A 26999-nucleotide genomic window follows, 5' to 3' on the forward strand; every position below is an offset into this window, starting at 1 on the left:
CCGCCCCGAGGATCTGCCCGATCTTGATGAACCGCCGCTCCCTTCCCCCGCAGGCCCGCGCACGCGGCGTCACGGCGGTGCTCGGCCCGACCAACACCGGCAAGACCCATCTCGCCATCGAGCGGATGCTGGCCCATCCGACCGGGATGATCGGGCTGCCGCTGCGGCTGCTCGCCCGCGAGGTCTACCACCGGGTGGTGGACCGGGTGGGCCCGGAGCGGGTCGCCCTGGTCACCGGCGAGGAGAAGATCAAGCCCGACCGGCCGAGCTACTGGATCTGCACCGCCGAGGCGATGCCGCGCGACCGAACCGTCGACTTCGTCGCCGTCGACGAGATCCAGCTCGGCGCCGACATGGACCGCGGCCACACCTTCACCGACCGCCTGCTGCACCAGCGCGGGCGCGAGGAGACGCTGCTGATCGGCTCCGGCACCATGGCGCCGCTGGTGCAGGCGCTGATCCCGGGCGTCGTCGTCACCAGCCGTCCGCGGCTGTCGCAGCTCTCCTTCGCCGGCGAGAAGCGCCTCTCGCGTTTGCCCCACCGCACCGCCATCGTCGCCTTCTCGGCCGAGGAGGTCTACGCCATCGCCGAGCTGCTGCGCCGCCAGCGCGGCGGCGCCGCGGTGGTGCTCGGCGCGCTCTCGCCGCGCACCCGCAACGCCCAGGTCGAACTCTACCAGTCGGGGGACGTCGACTACCTCGTCGCCACCGACGCGGTCGGCATGGGGCTCAACCTCGACGTCGACCACGTCGCCTTCGCGTCGAACCGCAAGTTCGACGGCACGCGCTTCCGCGGCCTGACCCCCGCCGAGATGGCGCAGATCGCCGGGCGCGCCGGACGCCACCTGCGCGACGGCACCTTCGGCTCCACCGGCCGCTGCCCGCCCTTCGAGCCCGAGATGGTGGAGGCGCTGGAGAGCCACACCTTCGAGCCGACCCGGGTGCTGCAATGGCGCAACCCCGACCTCGACTTCTCCTCCGTCGAGGCCCTGCAGGCGAGTCTCGCCGAGCATCCTGGCGAGCGCGGCCTGGTGCGCGCGCCGCGCGGCGACGACGAGGCCGCGCTCGACCTGCTGGCCCGCGAGGACGACATCCGCGACATGGCCGCGGCCCGCGGCGGGGCGGTGGAGCGGCTCTGGGCCGTCTGCGGCGTGCCCGACTACCGCAAGACCCCGATCCAGACCCATGCCGACCTCGTCGCGCAGCTCTACCGCTTCCTGATGCGGGGCTTGGCCGGGCGCATCCCATCCGACTGGTTTGCCAAGCACGTCGCGATGGTCGACCGCACGGACGGCGACATCGACACCCTCTCCCAGCGCATCGCCCAGGTGCGCACATGGACCTTCGTCGCCAACCGCCCCGACTGGCTGCAGGAGCCGGAGCATTGGCAGGGCGAGACGCGTCGGGTAGAGGACAGGCTGTCCGACGCCCTCCACGAGCGGCTGGCGAGTCGGTTCGTGGACCGGCGCACCAGCGTCCTCATGCGGCGCCTGAGAGAGAACACCATGTTGGAAGCTGAGATCACCGCAGGCGGCGACGTCACGGTCGAGGGCCAGCACGTCGGCCACCTGCACGGGTTCCAGTTCGTGCCCGACCCCGGCGCCGAGGGCCAGGAAGCCAAGACCCTCCGCAGCGCGGCCGAGAAGGCGCTGGCGAGCGAGATCGAGGCCCGCGCCGACCGCTTCGCGGCCGCGGCCGACGCCGCCCTGGTGCTCTCGAACGACGGCACCATCCGCTGGACCGGCGACCCCGTCGCCAAGCTCGTCCCGGGCGACAAGCTCTACGCCCCGGGTTTTCGCATCCTGGCCGACGAGCAGCTCACCGGCCCCGCCCGCGACAAGGTCGAGGGGCGCCTCGCGGCCTGGCTCAAGGCGCACATCGTGCGGCTGCTCGGCCCCGCGCTCGAACTCGAGACCGCCGAGGATCTCACGGGCCTCGCCCGCGGCATCGGCTTCCAGGTTTCGGAGGCGCTCGGCGTGCTGGAGCGCGCCAAGGTGCTGACCGAGATGCGCAGCCTCGACCAGGAGGGCCGCGGGGCGCTGCGCAAGCGCGGCGTGCGCTTCGGCGCCTACCACATCACCATGCCGGCCCTGCTCAAGCCCGCCCCGCGCACGCTGGCGGCTCAGCTCTGGGCGCTGAAGAACGGCGGCCTCGACCAGCGCGGCCTCGACGAGATCGCGCATCTCGCCGGCAGCGGCCGCACCTCGATGCCGGTCGATCCCGAGATCGCCAAGGGGCTCTACCGGGCGGCCGGCTTCCGGGTCTGCGGCGGCCGGGCCGTGCGCGTCGACATCCTGGAGCGCCTCGCCGACCTGATCCGTCCGGCCATCGCCTACGTGCCGGGCACCACGCCGGGCGAGCCCCCGCCCGGGGCCGCGGACCGCGACGGCTTCGTGCCCACCGTCGGCATGACCTCGCTGGTCGGCTGCTCGGGCGAGGACTTCGCCTCGATCCTGAAATCGCTCGGCTACGTGGCGGAGAGCCGCCCCGGCCCGGCCATCACGGTGCCGCTGCGCCCCGCCGCCGCGACCGTGCCGCTGCGGCCGGCGGGCGAGGCCGCGCCGGAACCGGGCGCCGCGGCATCGCCCGAGGGTGAGGCGGCCGATGCCGCCCCCGATCTGTCCGCCGAGGCCGTGCCGGGCGAGGCGTCGGTCGACGAGACGGCGAGCCGGGAGAGCGAGGCCCCCGAGGCCGAGACACACGAGGTCGAGACCCAACAGGCCGAGACACACGAGGCAGAGCCCCAGGAAGCAGCGACGCAGGGGCCGGAGACCCAGCAGGCCGAGATCCGGGAGGCCGTGCCCGAGCCGGAGGCCGCGGCGGCCCTGGAACCGGAGGCGGCATCGGCCGAACAGGACGCCCTGCCTGAGGCCGTCGGGGAGCCCGAGCCCGTCGCGGCCGAAGCGGCGATTGTCGCGGCGGATGAGCCGGCCTCCGGCGACACGGCCACGGCCGAGGGGGCGACCATCGAACCAGCACCGGAGGGCGCCGTTGCCGAGGCCGTGCCGTCCGCCGAACCGGCGCCGGAGGATGCCGCCGCCCCAGCGGCGGCAGCCCAGCCGGTCCTCATCGAGGTCTGGCGGATGCACCGCCACCAGCGCGGCGCCGTCCGCCACCAGGGCCGCGGCCGTCCCCACGCGCAGGGCGGGCCGCAGCAGCGGGGCGCGCCGCAGCAGCGCACCGGCGAGGGCCGTCCGCCGCGGCGCGACGGCCAGGACCAGGGACCGCGGCCGCAGGGCCGCACCTCGCCGCGCTGGGGCGAGCAGCGCCAGGCCGACGGCGCCCGGGCGGAGGGCCGCCCGCCGCGGCACGGCGGCAATGGCCGCGGACCCGAGGGTGAGCGCGGCGGACGGCCCCCGCAGGAGCGGCGCGACGGCTATCGCGGCGCCCCGGACGCCCGGCCGCCCCGCCGCGAGCGGGCGCCGGACCCGGATTCGCCCTTCGCCAAGCTCCTCGCCCTCAAGGCACAGATGGAGGCGCGGGACGGCGACAAGCGCTGAGCCCGTCCGTGCGCCAGGACCGTCAGCGTCTCGACAAGTGGCTGTGGTTCGCGCGCTTCGCCAAGACGCGCAGCCTCGCCGCCCGCCTGATCGCGGATGGCTACGTGCGGGTGAACGGCCAGCGCGCCGAGGCCGCTGCCAAGCCCGTCGCGGTGGGCGACGTCGTGACGGTGGCGGCCGCGCATGCGACCCTGGCGGTGCGGGTGCTGGGCCTCGGCGAGCGCCGCGGCCCGGCCCCGGAGGCACGCCTGCTCTATGCCGATCTCTCCGCCGATGCCCCGGCCGACCCGCCCGCCGGGAGCGTGACGCGCGGGTGACGTTCGCGGCACGAATGGCGGGGGCGGCGTCGCGGCGCTTGCCAGCGTCCCGGGCAGGGGCTAGAGCGCGCCGGAACGCGCTCAGGGCCCTCGCACCCCGTTCCGCTCACGCCCAAGGACCGACCGTCCCATGACCTACGTCGTCACCGACAACTGCATCAAGTGCAAGTACATGGACTGCGTGGAGGTGTGCCCGGTCGACTGCTTCTACGAGGGCGAGAACATGCTCGTCATCCATCCCGACGAGTGCATCGATTGCGGCGTGTGCGAGCCGGAATGCCCCGCCGAGGCGATCAAGCCCGACACCGAGCCGGGCCTCGAAACCTGGCTGAAGCTCAACGCCGATCTCGCCAAGACCTGGCCGAACATCACGCAGAAGAAGCCCGCCCCCGACGACGCCAAGCAGTGGGACGGCGTCGCGGGCAAGTTCGAGGCGCATTTCTCGCCCAATCCCGGCTCGGGCGATTGATCCCCGCCCGGAGCGGGCTCCCGCCCGGACTCGGGCGGCTCATCCCCGGCCGCGGCAGGCCCGCCGCAGCGCCGCAGACCTGATGAAATACCATGCACGGTGCGCTGCCATGCGCGCCGCGCACCTGAATTTTTTTGATTTTCGAGCCCTCGCGTGCTAGGGTGCCGATCACCGTCGCTTACGTTCGACGTGCGGCACCTGCCTGCCGAGCGGGACTTTTTCTCGACGGGGTGGAGCCGCATGCAGTCAGGCGTGGAGGGTTTTTCCCGATCCGCGCTCTGCTCGGGCGTTTCTTAGCTATCGGTTGACAGGGACTGGCGGACGCCTCGCGGGGCGTCCGACGGGCACGTATTTTCAGCCGGGCGCCCTGACCCGGACGAATGACCGGCCCGCGGCGCAATGACCGCGGACGGTGACCTGGAGGCCACCCCCGCATGACGACCGCCAAGAAGACGACAGCCGCCCGGCAGGGCTTCAAGACCGGCGAAGCGATCGTGTATCCGGCTCACGGTGTCGGCCGCATCACGGCCATCGAGGAGCAGGAGATCGCCGGCTACAAGCTCGAGCTGTTCGTGGTGTCGTTCGAGAAGGACAAGATGGTTCTTCGGGTCCCGACCGCCAAGGCGAATGCGGTCGGCATGCGCAAGCTCGCCGAGCCGGATCTCGTCAAGAAAGCCCTCGACGTGCTCACCGGCCGCGCCCGCGTGAAGCGCACGATGTGGTCGCGCCGCGCCCAGGAATACGAGGCCAAGATCAACTCGGGCGACCTGATCGCCGTCACCGAGGTGGTGCGCGACCTCTACCGCTCCGAGGCCCAGCCCGAGCAGTCCTATTCCGAGCGCCAGCTCTACGAGGCCGCCCTCGATCGGGTGGTGCGCGAGATCGCGGCGGTGAACAAGATCACCGAGACCGAGTCCCTCAAGCTCATCGAGCAGAGTCTCGCCAAGTCGCCGCGGCGCGCCAAGAGCGCGGATGCCGACGGCGAGAGCGAGGCCGAGGACCTGCAGGACGAGGCCGAGGCCGCCTGACGCCTCTCACCCCTGGGATTTTCGGAAAGCCCGGCCCTCGTGCCGGGCTTTTTCGTTGCCGATCTGCCACAGGCAGCAGGCACTGCGCTCACCGTTCCGCAATGCGGGAACCATCCTGCGCCTCGCGCCGTTGTCGCAGGCCCTGCGAGGACGGTGGCTGGCTGCGCGCGCCGGTATGTCTCTTCACGGGCCGGAGCACGCGACCGAAGCGGCGGAGGCAGGCATGGCGGAAATCGCAGGCATACGTCGACAGTTCGTGCGGATGGCGATGGATGCGCCCTTCCTCGAGCGGGAAGAGGAGCGAGGCCTCGCGGTCCGCTGGAAGGACGAACGCGACGAGCAGGCCCTGCACCGCCTGATCTCGGCCCATATGCGCCTCGTCATCGCTCTGGCGGGCCGCTTCCGCCATTACGGCCTGCCGATGGCCGACCTCGTCCAGGAAGGGCATGTCGGCCTGATGGAAGCCGCCGCCCGCTTCGAACCCGAGCGGGACGTCCGGTTCTCCACCTACGCCACGTGGTGGATCCGCGCCTCGATCCAGGATTACATCCTGCGCAACTGGTCGATCGTCCGCGGCGGTACCTCCTCGGCCCAGAAGGCCCTGTTCTTCAACCTGCGCCGGCTGCGTGCCCGCCTGATGCAATCGACCGACGAGCATGTCGGCGACGAGATCCATCGGCGCATCGCCACCGCCATCGGCGTATCCCGCGAGGACGTGGCGCTGATGGATGCCCGCCTGTCGGGTCCCGACATGTCCCTCAACGCGCCGATCACCGACGAGGGCGATGCCTCCGCCGAGCGCGTCGACTTCCTGGTTGATACCTCGCCCCTGCCCGACGAGGCGGTCTCGGACGCCGTCGACGGCGAGCGGCGCCTCACCTGGCTGCGCCAAGCCCTCACGGTGCTCTCCGAGCGCGAGCTGCGCATCCTGCACGAGCGCCGTCTCTCCGAGGATCAGGCCACCCTCGAAGCGCTCGGGCACCGCCTCGGCATCTCGAAGGAGCGGGTGCGCCAGATCGAGAACCGCGCCCTGGAGAAGCTGCGCCGCGCCCTCGCCGAGCGCTTCCCGCAGCCCTCCGCCTCCGGCATGAGCGCCTTCGTCTGAGCCTCGGGCCTCCGGACCGGTCTCCGGTTCGGCGACGACGATGCGGGAGACGAGGAGCCGGGCAGCCCTGCGCGGCACCGGCCGCTAAGCAGATTTCGCAAAAGTGGTCGCCGGTTTTGCGATCAAAATCTGCGAAGAAACAAGAACCTAAGCGGACGAAGCGTTGGCTTGCCAACGCTAGTCTGCTTAGACGACGAGCAGGGGCCTCAGCCGCAGCCCGTGCTCGGCCGCCCAGGCGAAGCGGGCTCCATCCGCCAGCACGCAGGAGCCTGCCCGCAGGGACAGGCCGCGATGGTCGAGCCGCCAGCCCTCGCCCTCCGCGACCACGTGCACGCGCTGGGGCGCCGCCGACAGCCCCTCCCCGCTCGCCTTCAGGCAGGCTTCCTTCACGGCCCAGAGTTCGAGCGCCCGCGCCGGCCGCGCCGCGGCGGGCAGGCCGCGGAAGGCGGCGAGTTCGGCCGGATGCATCACGTGCGGCGCGAGGCTGTCCCAGTCCACCGGCCGGGCCGCCCCCTCGACATCGACGCCGAGCCGGCCGCCCCGCGCGACGGCCGCCGCCACCCAGCCGGCCCCGTGGCTCAGGTTGAGATCGAGATCATCCGCGCCCGGCAGGAACGGCCGGTCGAAGCCGTCGCGCGCCAGAACGAGGGTTTCGGGGGCGCGGCCGAGCAGCCCCCCGAGCAGATGGCGCAGCAGCCCGTGCGCCGCCTCGCGCTCCAGCCGGTCCTGCGGCTGCTGGAAGCGGGCGATCCGGGCCGTCTCCTCTGGCGGCAGGGCGCGCCGCGCCGCCGGCAGCGCCGCGACGGCCTCCGCCCGCATCGCGACGGCGATGCCCTCGCGCGCGGCGAGGCCAAGATCCTCCAGGGCCGCGAGGGCTTGGCCATCGATGCAGCCCGCCGCACCCTGCATCGGCATGTCCCTCCCCAGCTGCGCGACGACGGAGCGCCCGGCGGTTCTCCACCGGACCGGCGCCCGGAGACAAGGCCCCGCCGCAGGAGCCGGCCGGATCAGCGCGTCACCACCACGGGCGTGCCCACCTGGACCCGGGCGTAGAGGTCGACGACGTCCTGATTGAACATCCGGATGCAGCCGTAGGACGCGAAGGTGCCGATCGAACTCGGGCGGTTGGTGCCGTGGATCGCGTACTCGCCCCGGTCGAGGGTGAGGGCCGCCGCCCCCATCGGGTTGCGCGGCGAGCCGCCCGCGATCACCGCAGGCAGGCGCGGATTGTCGCGCTTGACCTCGGAGGGCGGCGACCACGCGGGCTGGACGTACTTGCCCTCGATACGGGCGAGCCCGGTCCATTGCTTGCCGGCCTTGCCCACCGCGACCGGATAGCGGATCGCCGTCCCGTCGCCGTTGACGTAGTAGAGCCGGCGCTCGGTGGTGCGCACCACGATGGTGCCGGGCGAGGCGCCGACGTCGAACGGCACCACCTCGCGCGCCGCCGCCGGGCCGCACGCCATCGTCGCCACGACGCTCATCGCCGCGACCCATCCACTCTGCTTGATCATCCCTGCGGTCCTCGAAGCGTGACCTTGAAGCGGGACGATAATCCGCAGCCGATCCTGTCGTTCCGGTTGGCGAGAATGATTGCCGGGGGGTGAACGAAGGCGTTTCGCGCGCGAGGCTTAAGGGCCCGCATAGGGGCCGGTGAGAAACCGGCGCGACGCCTTGACGAAGCGTTGAGCTTGGGCTCCGGCACCGCGTCGCCGCCGCCGCGTTGACATGCGAACAAAGTGTGAACAAATTACCCGTCACGGCGCTTTACCAGGGGACGGACCGGATGACGACCTACCGCTTCCACTGCACCAACGGCCTGGAATTCTACCTCGACACCCGCGGCCAGAGCGTTGCGCCCGGAGAGTCGCTCCGCGGCCGGGCCGAGCAGGTGGCGCAGGGCCTGCGGCGGCGCGGCGGCGACTGGTCGACCTGGAGCGTCAGCGTCCACGATCTCGACGGCCGTCGGGTGCTGCTGCTGCCGGTCGAGGCCGCGCTGCCGCTGGCGGCCTGAGCGGCAGCGCGGGAACCGACGTCGTTCCGCGCGTTGATGGGGCGTTCCCTCTCCCGCGCAGATCGAGGCCCCGCACCCGGACGGAGTCCCGCGACGCGCCGAGCGCCGAGGTGCCCGTTGCCGCCCGTATCCCCACCGCAGGATCTCGCCCTCGTGCTCGGAGGCGGCAACGCGCTCGGCGCCTATCTCGGCGGCGCCTGCGAGACGCTGTTTGACCGCGGCTTCGCTCCGTCCCGGATCGTCGGGGCCTCGATCGGCGCGGTGACGGGCGCGATCCTGGCCGGGAACCGGCCCGAGGAGAGGCTGGCGAAGGTGCGGGCGTTCTGGGACGAGGCGGTCATGCACACCACCCGGGCGTCGCACCTTCCGCTGCGGCTGCGCCAGACCTACAACGGCCTGCACTCCGTCCTGGCGCTCGCCGCCGGCCGGCCGACGATCTTCCGGCATCGCTTCCCCGGCCTGTGGTCGGTGCTGCCCTGGATGCCCAACGACGTCGCGCTCTACGATCTCGCCCCCTTGCGCGAGACGATCCTGCGCCTCGTGAATTTCGAGCGCCTGAACCGCGCCGATCCGCCGCTCGCGGTCTGTTGCGTCGACATCGAGACCGGCGAGGAGGTGGTGTTCGACTCAGCGCGCGGTCCGCTCGCCCCCGAGCATCTGCTGGCGAGCGCCTCCATCACGCCGGCCTTCCCGCCGGTGGAGATCGACGGACGCCTGCTCTGCGATCCCGGCTACACCAACAACCTGCCGCTGGATCTCGTCCTCGCGGAGCCGCCGCCGCAGGACCGCCTCTGCGTCGCGGTCGAGCTATTCGGCCTGCGGGCGCCGCGCCCGCGCTCCCTCGACGCGGTGCTGGAGCGCACCCACGATCTCGTCTTCGCCAGCGCCACCCGCCGCACCATCGCGGCCCTGGAGCGCACCTACGCGCTGCACGCGCGGCTCGATCCGCAGGGTGCGCGGGCGACGCTCCTGCATGTGGCCTACGAGACCCAGGCGGACGAGGTCGCGGGCAAGACCCTGGACTTCTCGCCCGCCTCGATCCGCGACCGCTGGGCGGCCGGCGCCCGCGACATGGCGCAGGGTCTCGCGCGCCTCGACGAGGCCGGGCCGCCGGATGGCCGGTTCAGGTACCTGCCGGCGCACACGCCGTCGCGGTGAGCGCCCGGCCGCCTCACGCCCCCTCCCCTTCCAGCCCGAGATGGGCGCGGAGCGTGCGACCCGCATAGGCCCCGGGCACCAGCCCGCGGCGGCGCAGTTCCGGCACGAGGTTTTCCACGATCTCGTCGAGGCAGGCGGTGAGCGGGGGGATCGTCAGGGCGAAGCCGTCACAGGCGCCCTCCCGCCACCACGCCTCCAGGGTGTCGGCGACCGCGCCGGGCGGACCGAGCAGGCGCAGGGGCGGCGCGGAATCCGGGCCGGGGCGCAGGGTACCGGCGCGGCCGGTCGCCGCGATGCGCTGCGCCTTGTCGGCGGCCTCGGCCTCGCTCGCGCCCAGCACCACCGCCGCCTTCTGCAGCACGCGCGCGCCCGGTGCCCGCCCGTGGGCGGCCGCCTGCGACAGCAGGTCCGCACGGATCGCCCGCGCCGCGTCGCGCTCCCGCGCGCCCATCACCACGAGGTCGGCCTGTGCCGCAGCGAGGCGGCGCGCCTCGGCCGTCGCCGCATCGAGCACGATCACCGGGTGGCCGCGCCCGGGCCGCGGCGTCTCGGCGGGCGCCGCGTAATCCCGCCAGAGCGCGGTGACCACCCGCAGGAACTCGGCGGCGCGCGCCGCCCGCGCCTCGGCCTCCGCCCCATCGCCGGCGGGCGCGGCGGCGAACCAGCCGGCGCGCCCGCCGGTGAGCCGGTCGAGGGACAGGAACTTGCGGGCGACGTGAGCGGGCTCGACCAGGGCCACCGGTGCGGGCGCGATGAGACCGAGATGCTCGGTGGCCATGGCGAGGGCCGGCAGCAGCGTGAGCGGGTCGATCGCCGACGGGGCCGTCCCCGGCGGTTCCGCCACCAGGGCGGCATCGAACACGCCGCGCTCCAGCGTCCGGGCGACCCGGGCGAGATGATGGAGCGTGAAATCCGCCTCGGGGCCGCCGGGGCTGCGCCGCCCACCCCCGGCGTTCAGGCCGGCCGGCCGCAGGACCGCGACGAGGTGCAGACGGGACGAGGTCATGACGGGGCCCTCTTGGCCGCGGCACAGGGGCGTCGGGCACCGGCGCGCTCCGGACGGAGCCTGCGGGCATGGCCGCCCAGCGTCAACGTCAGCGACAATCGGGCGAAGCCCGATTGTCGCTGTGATGGGCGCGAAGAGTGCCCCGCGGAGCGGGTCCGAGAGGATGAATGTCCGCCCGGACGCAGAGCGGAGCGAAGCCAAAGCCGCGGATGCGGCCGCCGGCGCTCGAGGCCAAGCCATCAACCAGGGCTATCGGGTTCACCCGACTGCCCTGGTGTCAACGTGGCACCCCCTTGCGCGCGCCGCTGGATCGGGCATACTTTGCGATACAAAGTCGGCGGAGGGTATCCGGCCCATGAACGCGGTCAGCAGACGCCGCCAGGAGCGCCGATCCGGGAGGCAAGGGTGACGCCCCCGCGGGACCTCGACCGGGCGCTCGCCGACATCGTGGCGATCCGCAGCCAGATCGCGCGCGACACCCATTTCCGCGGCCTCGGCCCGGCCACCATCGCGGCCACGGGCGTGCTCGCGCTCGGCGCCGCGGCCGTTCAGGCAATCTGGTTCGCAGGCAGCGGGCCGCTCGCCTATTTCGGGCTCTGGATCGCGGTGGCGGCCGTGGCCTTGGGGCTGATCGGCGCCGAGACGGTGACGCGGGCGCGCCGGATCCATTCCGGCCTCGCCGACGCGATGATCCTGGCAGCCGTGGAGCAGTTCCTGCCCGCCTTCGCGGCCGGCGCCCTGGTGGCCCTGGTGCTGGCGCGGCTCGCCCCCGAGAGCCTGTGGCTGCTGCCGGGCCTGTGGCAGGTCTTCGTCAGCGTCGGCCTGTTCGCCGCCGCCCGCACGCTGCCCCGGGGCACGTCGCTCGCCGCGGCCTGGTACCTGCTGGCGGGCCTCGCGGTCATCGCCGTCTCGGCCGGCACGCCCGTCCTCTCGCCCTGGGCGATGGGCCTGCCCTTCGGCATCGGGCAGGTGCTGCTGGCCGCCATCCTCCACCTCGCGCGCCGGGACGCCGATGACTGAGCCGAGCGGCCGCTTCTCCTACGAGGGCCTCGACCGGGTGATCCACGAGAAGGCGCGCCTGGGCCTCCTCACCTCGCTGGCCACCCACCCGGAGGGTCTCGTCTTCGCCGACCTCAAGCACCTGTGCGGCCTCACCGACGGCAATCTCAGCCGGCACCTCGGGGTGCTGCAGGAGGCCGGCCTCGTCGAGATCCGCAAGGGCTACGCCCGCAACCGCCCCCAGACCGTCTGCTGCCTGACCCCGAGCGGGCGGCGGCGCTTCCTCGACTACCTCGCGGTGCTGGAGCAGGTGGTGCGGGACGCCGCCTCCGCCGCCGAGCCCGGCCTCAGCACGCGCCCGACCTGACACCCGTTGCGCCGCGTCCCGCCTCCGGGAGACGCGGCTTCGCCTGGAGACTTTGTGATGCAAAGTTCTTGTGACCACCGATCCGGGCTGCATGTCGCGGCGATCATGGACGGCAACGGGCGCTGGGCCAGCGCCCGGGGCCTGCCCCGCACCGCCGGGCACCGGGCCGGCGTCGAGGCGATCCGGCGGGTGGCCGAGGCCGCCCCGGATCTCGGCATCGGCACGCTGACGCTGTTTGCCTTCTCGGCCGACAACTGGCGCCGCCCGCCCGGGGAGGTGGCGGGCCTGATGGGCCTCCTGCGCCGCTACCTGCGCCACGAGACCGGACGGCTCGCCCGGACGGGCACGCGCCTCACGGTGATCGGCCGGCGCGACCGTCTGCCGGCCGGGCTGCCGGATGCGCTGGCGCGGGCGGAGGCCGAGACGGCCGCGGGCGAGCGGCTGCATCTGCGCATCGCGGTGGATTACTCGGCCCGCGACGCGATCCTGGCCGCGGCGGCGGCGGGGCCGGCGGAGAGCCGCGAGGCTTTCGGGCGGCGTGTGTCGGGCGGCGCGCCGGACGTCGATCTGCTGATCCGCTCGGGCGGCGAGAAGCGGCTCTCGGATTTCCTGCTCTGGGAATGCGCCTACGCCGAACTGCATTTCAGCGATCGGATGTGGCCCGATTTCGGCGCCGACGACCTTGCGGGGGCGCTGCGCGACTTCGCGACGCGCGAGCGGCGCTTCGGGGGCCTGGGCCCGATGCCGGAAGCGGCCTGAGGCGGGACACCGCTCCCGCACGCTCGGCGCCGCCGGACCGGTGACCGCGTCCGGGAATGATGCTTAGAGAGGGGAGACCCAACTTCCGCGAGACCGCCATGCCGCTCTACGCCCTCGACGACCATCGCCCCCGCTTCGCCGATCCGGCGAGCATCTGGATCGCGCCGGACGCGCACGTGATGGGGCAGGTCGAACTCGGGCCCGACGTGAGCATCTGGTTCGCGGCCGTGCTGCGCGGCGACAACGAGCCGATCCGCATCGGCGCGCGCACCAACATCCAGGACGGGGCGATCCTCCACACCGATCCGGGCTTCCCGCTCGACCTCGGCGAGGACGTCACCATCGGTCACCGCGCGATCGTGCACGGCTGCACGGTGGGAGCGAACTCGCTGATTGGCATGGGCGCGACGCTGCTCAACGGCGCCCGGATCGGCCGCAACTGCATCGTGGGGGCCAACGCCCTCGTCACGGAAGGCAAGGTCTTTCCCGACAACAGCCTCATCGTCGGCGCCCCCGCCAAGGTGGTGCGCAACCTCGACGAGGCGGCCGCCGAGGCGCTGCGCACCTCGGCGGCCCGCTACGTCGCCAATGCCCGCCGCTACGCCGCCGGGCTCAGGCGCATCGAGGGCTGAGGCCCGGGCGGACCGCCCGAGCCCCGTGCCGGGCCCCGTGTGCCGGCCTCGTCACCGGTGCGGCGCAGGGGACGGAACGCGACCGGATCGCTCAGCGGTCCGCCTTGTCGCCCGAGAGGGTGAGCTGGAGGTAGCGCTGCGTCGTCGGCTTCACGAGGTCCGCGACGGTCTGCGCCATCGCCAGTTCCTCCTTCAGGGATTGCTGGAAGCCGGTGATCGGACCGGCTTGGCCGGCGGCTTCCGCGATGGTGATCAGGGAATCGTAGGCTGCCGCCTCGTAGTTCTCGAAGGCCCGGTTGGCGAAGGCGTTCTTCAGAATCTTGTCCTGGGCCGGGGTATGCGCGATGGCCGCGAGATTGCCCATCAGGCCCAGCACGCCTTCCTTGAGCGCCGAGGGGCTCTCGCCGAGGGCGGAGAGCGCCTCCTCCAGGCGGTCGCGCTGGCCGTGGGTTTCGGTGATGTGCCGGCGCAAGGCCGCATCCATCTCAGGGTAGCGCTCCAGGCGCTCGACCTGCCGTTCCATGATCTGCAGGGCCTGCAGTTCGAGGGCATGCGTGTTCTTGAGTGCCGTCACGTAGAGCGAGCGGAGATCCTCGGCCATGCGGTCAGCCTCCCAGGTGAGGGATTGTGGGGTAGGGTGAAGCGCTGGGCCAACGCGCCGGGGCAGTGCCGGTTCTGGAGATTACCCCTACTGAGACAAAGTATCCGATGCCCCCCTGCCCTGCCCACCCTGGGGCACGATCGTGATCCCGCCGCCACCCTGCGGAAGAGGGTCCGGGCTCCCGTCAGACGCGACACGGCCGAGGATCGGCTGCACCGCCATCGCACCCCGATCCTCCGCGCCGCGGCTGGGCTGCCATGCGGCCTCGGACCGGCAGTGCGGTCGGCCCGTTCCCCCTCGCGCGGCGCCGTGTCTCAGGCGGCGTCGCCGGCCGCCGCGAGGCGGTCGAGCAGCGCGCGCTCATGGGCGACGAGGTCGCGCCCGCGCTTGAGGGCGCGGTGATACTGCCTGGCGGCGATCTCGTCCTGAATGGCGAGGAGGTAGGGGGCCGAACTCGGCATCGCCTTCAGGATCTCGGTGGATTGCCGCACCAGCAGGTCCTCCACCTCCGCCGGATTGTCGGCGAGGTAGATCACCTGGAGGGTGACGCAGAGGCGCTTGCCGGCGGTATCCGCCTCGCTCTCGCGGATGATCTCGCTCTCGCGCAGGAAGCGGCACTGCGTCTCGATCAGGAAATCGGCGGCCCGGTCGCCGTTGCGGATCGCCGCGCCGTTGATGATCAGGCGCTCGTGGGGCTTGAGGGTGATGCGCAGCGGCATGGCGGCTCCTGTCCTGGACCGCCCTGTCCTGCCTCATGATTCGTTAAGGTTCCCGTTAAGGCACGGGAGTCTCGGCAATCGGTTTAAGCCCGCCGCAACACTTGGAGGCGCACGGTCGAGGCGTCGTCAAAATGACGCACGCGAAAGATCGAAAAAGGATCGACCCCCATGGCCTCCAGCATCACGCTGTCCGCCGCGACGCGCCAGAACCTGCTCTCGCTCCAGGACACCGCCAACCTCCTCTCCACCACCCAGTCCCGCCTGTCGACCGGCAAGAAGGTCAACTCGGCGCTCGACAACCCGACCAACTTCTTCACCTCGCAGAGCCTGACGGCGCGGTCCTCCGACCTCTCCAACCTGCTCGACGGCATCTCGAACGGCGTCCAGACCATCCAGGCCGCCAACCAGGGCATCACCTCGATCCAAAAGCTGGTCGATTCGGCGAAGTCCACCGCGAACCAGGCGCTCGCCGACAAGAGCGCGACCTCCAGCGGCCAGGCCGCCACCGCCGCCACCGTGTTCGGCAGCAAGTCCTTCCAGGGCCTCGCGGGCACGCTCGACGGCACGCAGGACTTCTCGTCGCTGAGCAAGGACGGCTCGATCGACATCTCGCTCGACGGCGGCAAGACCTCGACCACGATCCGGCTCGACTCCTCGACCCTGAAGACCTCCGCCACCGACCTCACCAAGGTCACGGCCGCGCAGGTCTCCTCGGCGATCAACAGCCAGATCGCCAACAGCACCGCGCTCAAGGGCAAGGTGAGCGCGTCGGTCGGCTCCGACGGCCGCATCTCGTTCTCGACCACGTCGGCGGGTGCGACCCAGCAGCTCAAGGTGTCGGGCGCGGCCTCCTCGACCATCGACATCGGCTTCGGCAAGGCGACGAACACCACCGCCGCCAGCGCGACCGCCGGCACCGCCCTCGCCGCCACCGTCACCCTCGGCCGCACGAACTCCGACAGCGCGAGCTTCACGGTCAACGACGGCTCGAAGTCAGTCGACATCAAGCTCGACCAGGACACGGTCTACGACACGGCCGGCAGCACGCTCGGCGCGACGGCGACCCGCGCCAACATCCTGTCGGCGATCAACAAGCAGCTCAGCGACGCCGGATCGTCCGTCACCGCGAGCCTGGACAGCGGCAACAAGCTCGTCTTCACCAGCCAGGATCTCGGTCCCTCGGCCGCGGTGAGCGTGATCGACAAGGGCGGCGACGCGACGATCGGGCTGTTTACTCAAACGGGATTCGACTTGGGCACGTTCACAAGCGGTACCGTGAACGCGGGCGCGATACGCCAAGCCGACACAGCGCTTGGCGCCACAAACAACTTTGACACCGGCTCGGCAAAATTCACGATCAGCGATGGCACCACTGCGGCCGAAATCGTCCTTGATACCAATTCGGCCATCGATACGGCGTCACCGCCTACCACACTCGGCGCCGCTGCCACTCGGGCGGACGTCGTCGCCGCAATCAACATCCAGCTGGCCGCAAAAGGCGTGAACATTACGGCGAGCCTCGATGGCGGCACAAACGAGTTGATCTTCACGAACGGAACAGCCGGTGCGTCTGGCGTCGTCGATGTTTCGGGCATCCGCGGCACGATCGATATCGGTTTCGGCGCTACGACATCGACCAGTGGTACCCAGACGTCGGGCACCGGCACCGCGGCGAGTGGCCTGTCGGCCACCGGCTCGGACGCCACCGACGGCTCGGCCAAGGCCGTCATCACCGGGTCGAAGGCGCTGACCACCGTCGACCTGAACACCGTGGGCAACAACGCCAGCTTCTCCATCCAGCTCGGCAGCGGTCAAGCCAAGACGATCACCCTGAATTCGACCACCGTCGCGCCGGTCAACGCCGCCGCCACCACGGGCGCCGAGCTGGTGGCCGCGATCAACAAGCAGTTCGATGCCGATACCGGCCTGTCGGGCCAGATCAAGGCGAGCCTGGACGTCAACAACAAGCTGGTGATCAGCTCGACGGCCGGCGGCTCGTCGCAGAAGATCACCATCACCCCGGCCCAGGGCACGACCCAAGCCAACAACGTCGATATCGGCTTCGGCTCGCAGACCTCGCTGATCAACTCCGTCGCCACCAACACCGCGACGGCGATCACCGCGACCGGCAAGGACAGCACCGGCAGCACCAACACCACCCGCGAGTCGCTGGCCAAGCAGTTCAACGAGCTGCTGAACCAGATCACCCAGCAGGCCAAGGATTCGAGCTACAACGGCGTCAACCTGCTCTACCGCACCACGGACGACGCCAGCGAGAACACCCTGCGGGTGACGTTCAACGAGAACGGTTCGTCGAACATCGACATCAAGGGCGTGAAGTTCGACTCCGACGGCCTCGGCCTCACCTCGGTGACCGGCGGCTTCCAGTCGGACGACGAGATCAAGGCGACCCTGACCGCGATCACCTCGGCGACCAACAAGCTGCGCTCGCAGTCCTCGACCTTCGGCTCGAACCTCTCGGTGGTGCAGAACCGTCAGGACTTCTCGAAGAACCTGATCAACATCCTCGACACCGGCTCGGCGAACCTGACCAACGCCGACCTGAACGAGGAGGCGGCGAACTCGCAGGCCCTGTCGACCCGCAACTCGCTGGCGATCTCGGCGCTCTCGCTCGCCAACCAGGCGCAGCAGGGCATCCTGCAGCTCCTGCGCTGATCGGCACTGACAGATCCGAACAGGCGAACGGCCGGGGCTCGCGCCCCGGCCGTTTCCCGTTGTGCGAGGCGCCTCAGGCGGCGCCGGCGAACATCTCGTCGAAGGAATAGCCGGAGCCGCGCACGGTGCGGATCGGGTCCGGGCTGCGGGGGCGGTTGATGGCTTTGCGCAGGCGGCCGATATGGACGTCGACGGTGCGTTCGTCGATGTAGACGTCGTGGCCCCAGACCCCGTCGAGGAGCTGCTCGCGGGAAAAGACCCGCCCGGGGCTCTGCATCAGGAATTCGAGCAGCTTGAACTCGGTCGGGCCGAGATGGAGCTCGCGGCCCTCGCGGCGCACCCGGTGGCTGACGCGGTCGAGTTCGATGTCGCCCGCGACCAGGAGATGCGCGACGTGGGCGGGCTTGGCGCGCCGCAGCAGGGCGCGGACCCGCGCCAGCAGCTCGGGCACCGAGAACGGCTTGACGATGTAGTCGTCGGCCCCGGTGGCGAGCCCGCGCACCCGGTCCCCCTCTTCGCCGCGCGCGGTGAGCATGATCACCGGCAGGCGCTCGGTCTCGCGCCGCGCGCGGATGCGCCTGCACAGCTCGATGCCGGACAGCCCCGGCACCATCCAGTCGAGCAGGACGAGGTCCGGCACCTGCTCGCGCAGGCGCAGGTCGGCCTCGTCGCCGCGGGCGACGGCGTCGACCTCGAAGCCCTCGGCTTCGAGGTTGTAGCGCAGGAGGAGCGTGAGCGGCTCCTCGTCCTCGACGATCAGGATACGCGTCGACATGCCGGTTTCTCGGGGACGGGCGGCCTCACGCCCCCGGCCCGGCCGACACCGTGGCGTAGTTCGAGGCGTCGTTCTTGGGGCGGTCGGTGGGCAGGGTCTCGCCGGTGACGAGGTAGTGGATCGTCTCGGCGATGTTGGTGGTGTGGTCGCCGATCCGCTCGACGTTCTTGGCGCAGAACAGCAGGTGCGTGCAGAAGCTGATGTTGCGCGGATCCTCCATCATGTAGGTCAGGAGTTCGCGGAACAGCGAGGTGTAGAGCGCATCGATGCCGCCGTCGCGCTCCCAGACGTCGCGGGCGGCCTTGACGTCCTGGGTCGCATAGGCGTCGAGCACGTCCTTGAGCTGCTCCTGCACCAGCTCGCTCATGTGCTGCACGCCGAGGACGATTTTTTGCGGCTGCATCTGGTCGCTGATGGCGACCACGCGCTTGGCGATGTTCTTGGCGAGGTCGCCGATGCGTTCGAGGTCGCCCGAGACGCGGATGGCCGAGATGGTCTCGCGCAGGTCGATCGCCATCGGCTGGCGCCGGGCGATGAGCAGGATCGCCTTCTCCTCGATCTCGCGCTGGAGCACGTCGAGGCGCTGGTCGGCGGCGATGATGGCCTGGGCGAGGGAGGCGTCGCGCCGCACGAGGGCGGTGCCGGCATCCGCCATCATCTTCTCGGCGATGCCGCCCATCTCGGCGATGCTGCGGCGCAGGTTCTGCAGGTCCGTGTCGTAGGAGGACACGATATGCTCGGACATGGCATGGTCCCGGTTCGCGAGAGGGGGATCAGCCGAAGCGGCCGGTGATGTAGTCCTGGGTCTGGCGCTTCGTCGGATTCATGAACAGGCGGTTGGTGGGCCCGAACTCGATCAGTTCGCCGAGATACATGAAGGCCGTGAATTGCGAGATGCGCGCCGCCTGCTGCATGTTGTGGGTGACGATCGCGATGGTGAACTCGGAGCGCAGCTGCTCGATCAGCTCCTCGATGCGCCCGGTCGAGATCGGGTCGAGGGCCGAGGTGGGCTCGTCGAACAGGATCACCTCGGGGCGCTGGGCCACCGTGCGGGCGATGCAGAGGCGCTGCTGCTGGCCGCCCGACAGGCCCATGCCGGATTGCCGGAGCTTGTCCTTGACCTCGTCCCAGAGGGCCGACTTGCGCAGGGCCTCCTCCACGCGGGCGTCGACCTCGGCCTTGGGCAGCCGCTCGTAGAGCCGGATGCCGAAGGCGATGTTGTCGTAGATCGACATCGGGAACGGCGTCGGCTTCTGAAACACCATGCCGACCCGGGCGCGCAGTTCGTTGAGGTCGATCGAGTTGTCGAGGATGTTGCGCCCGTCGAGCAGGATCTCGCCCTCCGCGCGCTGCTCCGGATAGAGGCTGTAGATCCGGTTGAAGGTGCGCAGCAGCGTGGACTTGCCGCAGCCCGACGGCCCGATCAGGGCCGTGACCTGCCGGTCGTGGAAGTTGAGGTCGATGTTCTTCAGGCCCTGGAACGAGCCATAGTAGAAGTTGAGGTTCTTCACGGCGACGCGGATCGGGGCGGTCTCGTCGGCCTTGCTGGACCCGACGACGGGCGCGGCGGTGGCGGTGGCGGTGGCACTCATCGGTGTTCTCCGGCAGGGGTCAGCGTCAGCGGGCCTTGCCGCCGCGCAGGAAGACGCGGGCCGTGATCGACAGGGCGAGGATCGCGACCGTGATGAGCAGCGCCCCCGCCCAGGCGAGCTGGCGCCAGTTCTCGTAGGGCGAGAGGGCGAACTGGTAGATCATCACCGGCAGGTTGGCGACGCCGCCCATCAGATTGGGGCTGAACCAGGAATTGTTGTTGAGCGCGGTGAAGAGCAGCGGCGCGGTCTCGCCGGCGATGCGGGCGAGCGCGAGCAGGATGCCGGTGACGATGCCGGCCTGCGCGGCGCGCCACGTCACGTGGCGGATCACCAGCGAGGGCGGGGCGCCGAGCGCCGCGCCGGCCTCGCGCAGGGGGCCGGGCACGAGGCGCAGCATGTCCTCGGTGGTGCGCACGATCACCGGGGTGGCGATGATGGCGAGCGCGACGCCGCCGGCCCAGCCCGAGTAGCCGCCCATCGTGCGCACCATCACGGTGTAGACGAACAGGCCGATCAGGATCGAGGGCGCCGAGAGCAGGATGTCGTTGAGGAAGCGGATCAGGTCGGCGAGCTTCGAGGTCTTGCCGTACTCGGCGAGGTAGGTCCCCGCCATCACGCCGACCGGCGTCGCCACCACGATGCCGAGCGTCGTCATCACGAGGCTGCCGAGGATCGCGTTGGCGATGCCGCCGCCCTCGGAGCCCGGACCCGGGGTCGGCTCGGTGAACAGCGCGAGCGAGAAGCCGCGCAGCCCCTCGACGATCAGCATGAGCAGGATCGAGCCGAGCACGACCGCGCCGAGCAGGGTCGCGAGGGCGCACAGGATCTTGAGCGCGCGGTCCGCGGTGCGGCGGCCGGCGCGCACGCGGCCCCAGGTCGGAGCGGCCAGCGCGGCGGCGCCGTGGGACGCCGGGGCGAGGTTCGGGCGGGCATCCATGACGGGGCTCCCTCGGGGCTCAGGCCACCTTCACGCGGCGCACCAGCAGCCGGGCGATGATGAGGACGATGAAGGTGACGACGAACAGGATGCAGCCGAGGGCCAGCAGCGCGTGGAGCTGCATCCCGTCCGCCTCGTTGAACTCGTTGGCGATGCGCGAGGCGATGGTCGAGCCCGGATCGAAGATCGAGGCCGAGAGCCGGTTGGCGTTGCCGATCACGAAGGTCACCGCCATCGTCTCGCCCAGCGCGCGGCCGAGCCCCAGCATGATCGCGCCGATGATCGACACGGAGGCCTGCGGGATCAGCACATGGCGCACTACCTCCCAGGTGGTGCAGCCGATTCCGTAGGCGCTCTCGCGCAGCACGGTCGGGATCTGGTCGAGCATGTCGCGGGTGATCGAGGCCACGAAGGGCACGATCATGATGGCCAGGATGATGCCGGCCGTGAGCACGCCCACGCCCGAGGGCACCTGGGCGTAGAGCAGCGTGCCGACGATCGGCAGCCCCTCGACGAGGTTCGACACCGGCACCTGCACGAAGCGGGCGAAGAGCGGGGCGAAGATGAACAGGCCCCACATCCCGTAGATGATGCTCGGGACCGAGGCGAGCAGCTCGATCGTCATCGCCACCGGGCGGCGCGCCCAGCCCGGGCAGAGCTGGGTGAGGTAGATGGCGATGCCGAGCGAGATCGGCACACCGATGACGAGGGCCAGCGCCGCCGAGGCCAGCGTGCCGATGATGGCCACGAAGGCCCCGTATTCCTCGCGCCCGACATTCCAGGCGCTCGACGTGATGAAGCCCGGCCCGAAGGTCTGGAAGGCCGGCCAGCCGCCATAGGCGATCGAGGCCAGGATCCCGGCGAGCACCAGAAGGACGAGCAGCGCGGAGGCGTAGGCGGCAAGGTGGAAGATGCGGTCCGCGATCGGGCTCGGGGCGCTGCGTGCGCGCCGCGGCGCGGCAGCGAGTGCGACGTTCTCAGACAACGCGACCATCCGGGTTTCCCTTCAGTGAGCTGCCTGTAGCGCGTGGAGCGAACCGGCGCGAGCGGGACGAGGATCGATGACGGTGTGCAGGGGCGGGCCTGCCCGCCCCGACGAGGGATCCACGCGGCGCCTCTGAGGCTGCGGGGCTACCCCTCCCGAGGGGAGAGGCAGCCCCGCGCCTCGCGTCGGGCGCCCGGCCGGCTTACATGCCGAGGACCGGCTTGCCGTCCTTGCCGGTGACCTTCTTCCACTCGTCCTGGACGAGGCCGACCACCGCGTCGGGCAGCGGCACGTAGTCGAGGTCGCTCGCCAGCTTGTCGCCGCTCTTGTAGGCCCAGGAGAAGAACTTCAGCACCTCGGCGGCGCGGGCCGGGTCGTTGGGGGTCTTGGGCACGAGGATGAAGGTCGCGGCGGTGATCGGCCACGCCTTCTCGCCGGCCTGGTTGGTCAGCGCGATACCGAAGCCGGGAGCCGACTTCCAGTCGGCGTTGGCGGCCGCGGCCTGGAACGACTCGTCGCCCGGCATCGGGAACTTGCCGGCCTTGTTCTGGATCAGCGCCACCGGCAGGTTGTTCTGCTTGGCGTAGGCGTACTCGACGTAGCCGATCGCGTTCGGCACCTGCTTGACGACGGCGGTGACGCCCTCGTTGCCCTTGCCGCCCTGGCCGGCCGGCCAGCTCACCGCGGTAGCGGCGCCCAGTTCCTTCTTCCAGTCGGCGGAGACGTCCGACAGGTAGGTGGTGAAGATGTTCGTCGTGCCCGAGGCGTCCGAACGGTAGACCGGGGTGATCGCCGCGTCGGGAAGCTTCACGCCCTCGTTGAGCTTGGCGATCTTCGGATCCGACCACTTGCGGATCTTGCCCTGGTAGATCTCGGCCAGAAGCTCGCCGGTGAGCTTGACCTCGCCGGTCCTGACGTTCGGCACGTTCACCACCGCGACGACGCCGCCCATCACGGTCGGGAACTGCACGAGCCCGTCCTTCTCCAGGGCTTCGCCCTTGAGCGGCGCGTCGGTGGCGCCGAAATCGACGGTGCGGGCCTGGATCTGCTTGATGCCGCCGCCCGAGCCGATGGACTGGTAGTTCAGGCCGGTGCCGGTCTCCTTGCGGTAGGTCTCGGCCCACTTGGAATAGACCGGGAACGGGAAGGTGGCGCCGGCTCCCGTGATGTCGGCGGCCGAGGCCGGGACGATCGGGGCGGTCGCGAGCCCGATGGCGAGCGCGAAGGCGAAGGGTTTCACGATGCTCTCCATGTTTCTGTCGGTCTGGCGCGCGGCGGAGTCTGGAGGTCCGGCAAGCCGTTCATCGCCGCGGCGAGCGATACGCCCGTACGGCGCTGGCCCTATGACAGTTGCATGACGGATCGATGACACACGCGGTCCGCTCGAACCCGCGCCGATTCGCATGGGACGGTCGGGGGCCTTCGTGCGTTGTTCTGTCGATGGCAACACGGGAACATCGAGGGTCGCAGGCCGTGCGGAACGCGGACGCGAGAGAGATCGGGAACGGAGACGACCAGAACCGGTCGGCCCTGCTGGCCCTGCATGCGGAGCGGGAGGCGCTGGAGCGCCGCCTCGCCCTCGCGCGGCAGCAACGGCTCTACCTGTCGGATCCGGCGGCGATCGCGGCGGCCCAGACCGCCGAGCAGGACCTGCTGGTTCAGCTCGACCGGCTCCTCACCCGCATCCGCGCGGCAGAGTACCGACACCGGCCGGGCGGCCGGCCCTGGTAGGGGGCCGCGGCGCGCGGGCCCGGGAACCTTGCCGGGAACCTTGGCCGTGCCCAGCCGTTGCCGCACCGGCGGCTCCCGGGGTCCGGGCGCCGCGTGCCACGCGTGCGAGGAGGAGAGGCCGATGAGGGTCGGACCGGATCGAGGCGGCAGGGCCCGGACGTGGCCGATGGGACCCGTCTGACCCGCGTGCCGGCGTCGCACCGCGTCTGGACGGGCGCGGTCCCGGCCCCAGTTCCCGCAGCGATGCGCCAGCCGTCCTCCGGCCCGCGGCCGCCGGCGCCGCCGTCCGGACCTCCGCCCGACCTTCGCCAGCCCCGTGAGAGTAGCGCATGATCTCCAATCCGAACGCCGTCGCGGCCCTGCATCCCGTGACCAAGCCCGGCCTGCCCGCGACGGTGCAGCACCATCTCGGCCGCCATCTGCGCGAGGCCTACGGGTCGGTCGAGACGACGATTCCCGACGCCTTCGTGGCCCTGATCGCCAAGCTCGAATCGGCCCTCGCCGCGCAGGGCCGCACGGTGGAACCCGAGTTCCGCGACGGCCTGCTCACCGCCCTGCCGTCGCTGCGCGCCTTCGCGCTGTCGCTGACCAACAATGCCGCCCGGGCGGACGACCTCGTGCAGGACACCATCCTGCGCGCGTGGCAGAACCAGCACCGCTTCCAGCCCGGCACCAACCTCAACGCGTGGCTGTTCACCATCCTGCGCAACGCCTTCTACTCCGAACAGCGCAAGCGCATGCGCGAGGTGCAGGACGAGGACGGCTCCTACGCGGCCCGGCTGTTCACAGCGCCGGACCAGGGCCATCGGCTCGACGTGCAGGATCTGCGCGCGGGTCTCGCCAAGCTGCCGCACGATCAGCGCGAGGCGCTGATCCTGGTGGGGGCCGAGGGCCTCTCGTACGAGGAGGTCGCGCAGATCTGCGGCGTCGCCATCGGCACGATCAAGAGCCGGGTCAACCGCGCCCGCAACCGGCTCGCCGAGCTCCTCGGCTACACCGAGGATGACCTCAATGCCGACCGGATGATCCAATCGGCGATGAGCGAGGGTGCCTGAGCGCGAGCGCCCGGGCTCGTCGCAGGCAGCCGCCGCGCCCGGATCGGTGATTCCCATCGCCGATCCCGCGGTGCTCTCCGCATTTTCCGCCCTCGCCTTCCCGAGGGTCAATCTGTCATGAGGTGGGGGCTGCCGCTTGCCGAGCCCGCACGATGACGATCCTGACGCAGACGATCACGCCAAACCGCCTCCAGATCATCGCCTATGTCCTGGCGGCCTTCGCGTATTTCGTCGTGCTGATACGGCTCGAGGCGAGTTGCTTCTGCCCCTGATTCCGCCCTGCGAAGCCGGCAGCGCGGCCGCCGCGGACCAGAGGGCTCGGTATCCCCAAGAGAAAGAACCCCGCCGGCGGGGGCTCAGCGGGGTTGATCAGAGTGTCGCCTTTGAAGCGCGGCCGATGCTACCTGGGCGCAAGCGATTGTCCAGTCCCTTCCTCTCACGCCACCCGTCCCGATCGTCGTCAGGGCCCGCTCAGCGTCCCGGCGCGGGTCGCGGCGGCCTCGCGGTCGACCAGGAAGGCGACGAGGACCGAGGGCACCTCGGCATGGAGGGGCGGCAGCGGCTCTCCGGTCAGCCGGATGCCGTCGCCCTTGGCGAGGTAGAGGCCCTCCCCCGCGACGACGCCGTCCAGCACGTAGACGAAGACGTCGTGCCCCGCAGGCAGGGCGGCTAGCGCCGTGCCGGGCGCCGGGTGCGCGTCGAGCACGCTTACCTCCTGGCGCACGACGAGCGGCGCGCCGCGGCCCTCCGGGCCGGCAAGGAGACGCCAGGTGCCGTCGCGTGGGGCCGGCGCCGGCGGCTCGTGGAACTGCACCCGCGGCGCGAGGCCGGCCTCGCGCGGGCGGATGACGATCTGCAGCATCTCGACGGGATCGTCGGGGACGGATTCCTCGTGCCGGACGCCGCAGCCGGCATTCATCAGCATGAGGCGGCGGGCCGAGACCGTCACGCGGTGTCCGGCGGAATCCGCGTGCACCAAGCTGCCGCGCCAGACATAGCTCAGGATCTCGTCGTCGCGGTGCTCGTGCATACGCACCAGGGCGCCGGCGCCGAGCGCGGCGTGATCGATCCGCGCGAGCGGCCCGAAGGCGTCGTCGCCGGCCTCGGCGAGCCCGCGCCCCGGGCGTACGATCCGGAGCCGAAACAGGCCCGTCCCGGCCGTCTGCCGCTCGTGCGCCCGCACCACCTGCCGCATCGCCGCTCCCCCGCCGCTCCGCCTTCCGATCTCGGGCGGCGGCGCGGCACGGACAGGGTGCCGGCCGCGATGCCGCGCCGGCGGGCCGGCCGGCCGGCGGGCCGGTCGGCCGGCGGGCCGCGCGTGGACGACCCGGCCCGGTTCAGGCTATCGTCCGCCCACCATGGTGAATGCCCTGCTGCAGCCGCTCACCAGGGACGACCTGGCCTTCTCGTCGGATGATTTTCTGCGCCTGCTGGAGAGTATCGGCCTCACGGGCATCTGGGGCTGGCGCTTCGCCGGCGACGAGCATCGGTGGACCGCGGGCCTGCTGCGCATCCTGGGTCTGGAGCCCGGCGAGATGCGGCCGGGCTACGAGAGCTTCCTGCGCCTCGTCCATCCGGAAGACCGTGCCGCCTTCGGCTGCGCCGCGCAGATCCGCCAGCAGGGGCTCGTGCGCGATGCGACCTTCCGGGTGATCCGTCCGAACGGGGCGCTGCGCACGCTGACGAGCCGGGGCGCGGTCTACGTGGCGCCGGACGGCCGCCCGCGGGGCGCGGCATGGACGGTGCTGGACGTCACCGACCGGGATCTGCTCGCCCGCGCGCAGATCCGTCAGACCCAGGCCCGCCGGGCCGCGTTCGAGCGGACCCGTAGCTGGATGCACAATTCCCGCTACACGCTCTCCCACCGGGTCGCCTCGTCCGAACTGCTGCAGCTGACCGGGATGACGCAGGCGGAGTTCCAGGACGACTGGGCGCGCGGGCTCGTCCGGGAGGACCGAGCGCATATGCGCGCCTTCGTGCGGTCGCGGATCGAGGCCGGGGCTCCGTTCATCGCCGACACCCGCTTCCTGCTGGCGGAGGGCGGGACGGGGCTGTTCCGGGGGGTGTTCGTGCCGGTGCGCGACGCCCGGGGGCGGATCGAGAGCTGGACGACGCTGTCCTTCCCGCGCGGGCGGCCGCCGGGGCTGCCGGCCACGGGCGCGCTGCGGCGCGGGCTGGAGGAGAGCCTTGGCGGCCGCCACCTGCACGCCGCGCGCGCGCTGCTGGGCTGGTCGATGACCGACCTCGCCCGGGCGAGCGGGCTGTCGGCGTCGACGATCCGGCGGCTGGAGACCGATGGCGAGGGCGCACGCAGCCGCCACGCCGCGGTCGCGGCCCTGCGGGCGAACGGGGTGGTGTTCGGGCTCCTGCCGACCGGGACGATTGCGGTCGGGCGGAGGTGAGCCGCCGCGGCGCCTTGACGGTAGCCGGATCCCCCGCGCCGAACCGCTGACCACTGCCGCACCGGTCGCTCGCGACCGGCGGAATGATGCCTAAGCAGATTTCGCAAAAGTGGTCGCCGGTTTTGCGATAAAAATCTGCGAAGAAACAAGAACCTAAGCGGACGAAGCGTTG

The 26999-nt window shown here is 71.3% G+C and carries 27 protein-coding genes; 15 read left to right on the forward strand and 12 right to left on the reverse strand.

The genetic code is table 11. The features are described from left to right. Window positions 1-26: 26 nt before the first annotated feature. The 5 genes from MFF61_RS28690 (at window position 27) to MFF61_RS28710 (ending at window position 6419) form a co-directional block, all read left to right on the forward strand. A complete protein-coding gene (locus tag MFF61_RS28690) occupies window positions 27-3500 on the forward strand; it encodes a helicase-related protein (RefSeq protein WP_238241097.1) in 3474 nt (1157 codons plus the stop codon). An 8-nt stretch (window positions 3501-3508) separates the two neighbouring features. Next, entirely contained in the window at window positions 3509-3817 is a 309-nt protein-coding gene (locus tag MFF61_RS28695; RefSeq protein WP_238241098.1) for an RNA-binding S4 domain-containing protein, read from the forward strand. 130 nt (window positions 3818-3947) lie between these two features. Beyond that, window positions 3948-4286, forward strand: coding sequence for a ferredoxin FdxA (gene fdxA / locus MFF61_RS28700; protein WP_238241099.1), 339 nt, complete (start codon window positions 3948-3950; stop codon window positions 4284-4286). Window positions 4287-4720: 434 nt separating this feature from the next. Beyond that, the gene (locus MFF61_RS28705; RefSeq protein WP_238241100.1) at window positions 4721-5314 is read left to right on the forward strand and encodes a CarD family transcriptional regulator; all 594 of its coding nucleotides are present in this window, start codon (window positions 4721-4723) and stop codon (window positions 5312-5314) included. 223 nt (window positions 5315-5537) lie between these two features. Beyond that, window positions 5538-6419 (forward strand): RNA polymerase factor sigma-32, encoded by an 882-nt coding sequence (locus tag MFF61_RS28710; RefSeq protein WP_238241101.1) that lies wholly within the window; start codon window positions 5538-5540, stop codon window positions 6417-6419. A gap of 186 nt (window positions 6420-6605) precedes the next feature. Here MFF61_RS28710 and MFF61_RS28715 read toward each other — a convergent pair whose 3' ends face one another. Together MFF61_RS28715 and MFF61_RS28720 are read right to left on the reverse strand one after the other, a co-directional pair. Continuing rightward, complete coding sequence (locus tag MFF61_RS28715) at window positions 6606-7334, reverse strand: 4'-phosphopantetheinyl transferase family protein (protein WP_238241102.1); 729 nt, start codon at window positions 7332-7334, stop codon at window positions 6606-6608. A gap of 92 nt (window positions 7335-7426) precedes the next feature. Beyond that, window positions 7427-7933 (reverse strand): L,D-transpeptidase, encoded by a 507-nt coding sequence (locus tag MFF61_RS28720; RefSeq protein WP_238241103.1) that lies wholly within the window; start codon window positions 7931-7933, stop codon window positions 7427-7429. A gap of 272 nt (window positions 7934-8205) precedes the next feature. On the opposite strand from MFF61_RS28720, the gene MFF61_RS28725 reads away from it, so the two are divergent. Both MFF61_RS28725 and MFF61_RS28730 read left to right on the forward strand, forming a co-directional pair. Beyond that, on the forward strand, window positions 8206-8433 hold the full coding sequence (locus MFF61_RS28725) for a DUF6894 family protein (RefSeq protein ID WP_238241104.1): 228 nt from the start codon (window positions 8206-8208) through the stop codon (window positions 8431-8433). A 117-nt stretch (window positions 8434-8550) separates the two neighbouring features. Beyond that, window positions 8551-9591 (forward strand): patatin-like phospholipase family protein, encoded by a 1041-nt coding sequence (locus tag MFF61_RS28730; protein WP_238241105.1) that lies wholly within the window; start codon window positions 8551-8553, stop codon window positions 9589-9591. A 13-nt stretch (window positions 9592-9604) separates the two neighbouring features. Here the strand turns inward: MFF61_RS28730 and MFF61_RS28735 are convergent, their stop codons facing one another. Then, a complete protein-coding gene (locus tag MFF61_RS28735) occupies window positions 9605-10597 on the reverse strand; it encodes an LLM class flavin-dependent oxidoreductase (RefSeq protein WP_238241106.1) in 993 nt (330 codons plus the stop codon). Window positions 10598-11002: 405 nt separating this feature from the next. Between MFF61_RS28735 and MFF61_RS28740 the strand changes: the two genes are divergently transcribed. The 4 genes from MFF61_RS28740 to MFF61_RS28755 all read left to right on the forward strand — a co-directional run bounded on the left by MFF61_RS28740 (window position 11003) and on the right by MFF61_RS28755 (window position 13354). Next, window positions 11003-11617 (forward strand): hypothetical protein, encoded by a 615-nt coding sequence (locus MFF61_RS28740; RefSeq protein ID WP_238241107.1) that lies wholly within the window; start codon window positions 11003-11005, stop codon window positions 11615-11617. Then, a complete protein-coding gene (locus tag MFF61_RS28745; RefSeq protein ID WP_238241108.1) occupies window positions 11610-11963 on the forward strand; it encodes a transcriptional regulator in 354 nt (117 codons plus the stop codon). Before MFF61_RS28740 ends, MFF61_RS28745 begins: the two co-directional genes overlap by 8 nt. Window positions 11964-12020: 57 nt before the next feature. Further along, window positions 12021-12722, forward strand: coding sequence for a di-trans,poly-cis-decaprenylcistransferase (locus MFF61_RS28750; RefSeq protein WP_238241109.1), 702 nt, complete (start codon window positions 12021-12023; stop codon window positions 12720-12722). Window positions 12723-12820: 98 nt separating this feature from the next. Continuing rightward, the gene (locus MFF61_RS28755; RefSeq protein WP_238241110.1) at window positions 12821-13354 is read left to right on the forward strand and encodes a gamma carbonic anhydrase family protein; all 534 of its coding nucleotides are present in this window, start codon (window positions 12821-12823) and stop codon (window positions 13352-13354) included. Window positions 13355-13445: 91 nt separating this feature from the next. Here the strand turns inward: MFF61_RS28755 and MFF61_RS28760 are convergent, their stop codons facing one another. Both MFF61_RS28760 and MFF61_RS28765 read right to left on the reverse strand, forming a co-directional pair. Next, entirely contained in the window at window positions 13446-13955 is a 510-nt protein-coding gene (locus MFF61_RS28760) for a ferritin-like domain-containing protein (protein WP_238241111.1), read from the reverse strand. 314 nt (window positions 13956-14269) lie between these two features. Further along, window positions 14270-14674, reverse strand: a complete 405-nt coding sequence (locus tag MFF61_RS28765; protein ID WP_238241112.1) for a flagellar biosynthesis repressor FlbT — start codon at window positions 14672-14674, stop codon at window positions 14270-14272. A 168-nt stretch (window positions 14675-14842) separates the two neighbouring features. Here MFF61_RS28765 and MFF61_RS28775 point away from each other — a divergent pair, with 168 nt between their 5' ends. Further along, window positions 14843-17350, forward strand: a complete 2508-nt coding sequence (locus tag MFF61_RS28775; RefSeq protein WP_435404801.1) for a flagellin N-terminal helical domain-containing protein — start codon at window positions 14843-14845, stop codon at window positions 17348-17350. A gap of 73 nt (window positions 17351-17423) precedes the next feature. Here the strand turns inward: MFF61_RS28775 and phoB are convergent, their stop codons facing one another. The 6 genes from phoB to pstS form a co-directional block, all read right to left on the reverse strand. Beyond that, on the reverse strand, window positions 17424-18125 hold the full coding sequence (phoB, locus tag MFF61_RS28780; protein WP_238241115.1) for a phosphate regulon transcriptional regulator PhoB: 702 nt from the start codon (window positions 18123-18125) through the stop codon (window positions 17424-17426). 25 nt (window positions 18126-18150) lie between these two features. Next, window positions 18151-18870 carry a phosphate signaling complex protein PhoU gene (gene phoU / locus MFF61_RS28785; RefSeq protein ID WP_238241116.1) on the reverse strand — a complete coding sequence of 240 codons (720 nt, stop codon included), beginning with the start codon at window positions 18868-18870 and terminating at the stop codon, window positions 18151-18153. A gap of 28 nt (window positions 18871-18898) precedes the next feature. Then, window positions 18899-19717 carry a phosphate ABC transporter ATP-binding protein PstB gene (gene pstB, locus MFF61_RS28790; protein WP_238241117.1) on the reverse strand — a complete coding sequence of 273 codons (819 nt, stop codon included), beginning with the start codon at window positions 19715-19717 and terminating at the stop codon, window positions 18899-18901. Window positions 19718-19742: 25 nt separating this feature from the next. Beyond that, window positions 19743-20654 (reverse strand): phosphate ABC transporter permease PstA, encoded by a 912-nt coding sequence (gene pstA / locus MFF61_RS28795; protein WP_238241118.1) that lies wholly within the window; start codon window positions 20652-20654, stop codon window positions 19743-19745. A 19-nt stretch (window positions 20655-20673) separates the two neighbouring features. Then, on the reverse strand, window positions 20674-21648 hold the full coding sequence (gene pstC / locus MFF61_RS28800; protein WP_238241119.1) for a phosphate ABC transporter permease subunit PstC: 975 nt from the start codon (window positions 21646-21648) through the stop codon (window positions 20674-20676). 193 nt (window positions 21649-21841) lie between these two features. After that, a complete protein-coding gene (gene pstS, locus MFF61_RS28805) occupies window positions 21842-22879 on the reverse strand; it encodes a phosphate ABC transporter substrate-binding protein PstS (protein WP_238241125.1) in 1038 nt (345 codons plus the stop codon). A 233-nt stretch (window positions 22880-23112) separates the two neighbouring features. On the opposite strand from pstS, the gene MFF61_RS28810 reads away from it, so the two are divergent. Together MFF61_RS28810 and MFF61_RS28815 are read left to right on the forward strand one after the other, a co-directional pair. Continuing rightward, window positions 23113-23370, forward strand: coding sequence for a hypothetical protein (locus MFF61_RS28810; protein WP_238241120.1), 258 nt, complete (start codon window positions 23113-23115; stop codon window positions 23368-23370). A 329-nt stretch (window positions 23371-23699) separates the two neighbouring features. After that, complete coding sequence (locus MFF61_RS28815) at window positions 23700-24425, forward strand: sigma-70 family RNA polymerase sigma factor (protein WP_238241121.1); 726 nt, start codon at window positions 23700-23702, stop codon at window positions 24423-24425. Window positions 24426-24885: 460 nt separating this feature from the next. On the opposite strand, the gene MFF61_RS28820 is transcribed toward MFF61_RS28815, so the two are convergent. Further along, complete coding sequence (locus tag MFF61_RS28820) at window positions 24886-25620, reverse strand: pirin family protein (protein WP_238241122.1); 735 nt, start codon at window positions 25618-25620, stop codon at window positions 24886-24888. A 163-nt stretch (window positions 25621-25783) separates the two neighbouring features. Here MFF61_RS28820 and MFF61_RS28825 point away from each other — a divergent pair, with 163 nt between their 5' ends. Then, complete coding sequence (locus MFF61_RS28825; RefSeq protein WP_238241123.1) at window positions 25784-26827, forward strand: PAS domain-containing protein; 1044 nt, start codon at window positions 25784-25786, stop codon at window positions 26825-26827. Window positions 26828-26999: the final 172 nt, after the last annotated feature.

This window comes from Methylobacterium isbiliense (genome assembly GCF_022179325.1).
Taxonomy (GTDB): Bacteria; Pseudomonadota; Alphaproteobacteria; order Rhizobiales; family Beijerinckiaceae; genus Methylobacterium; species Methylobacterium isbiliense.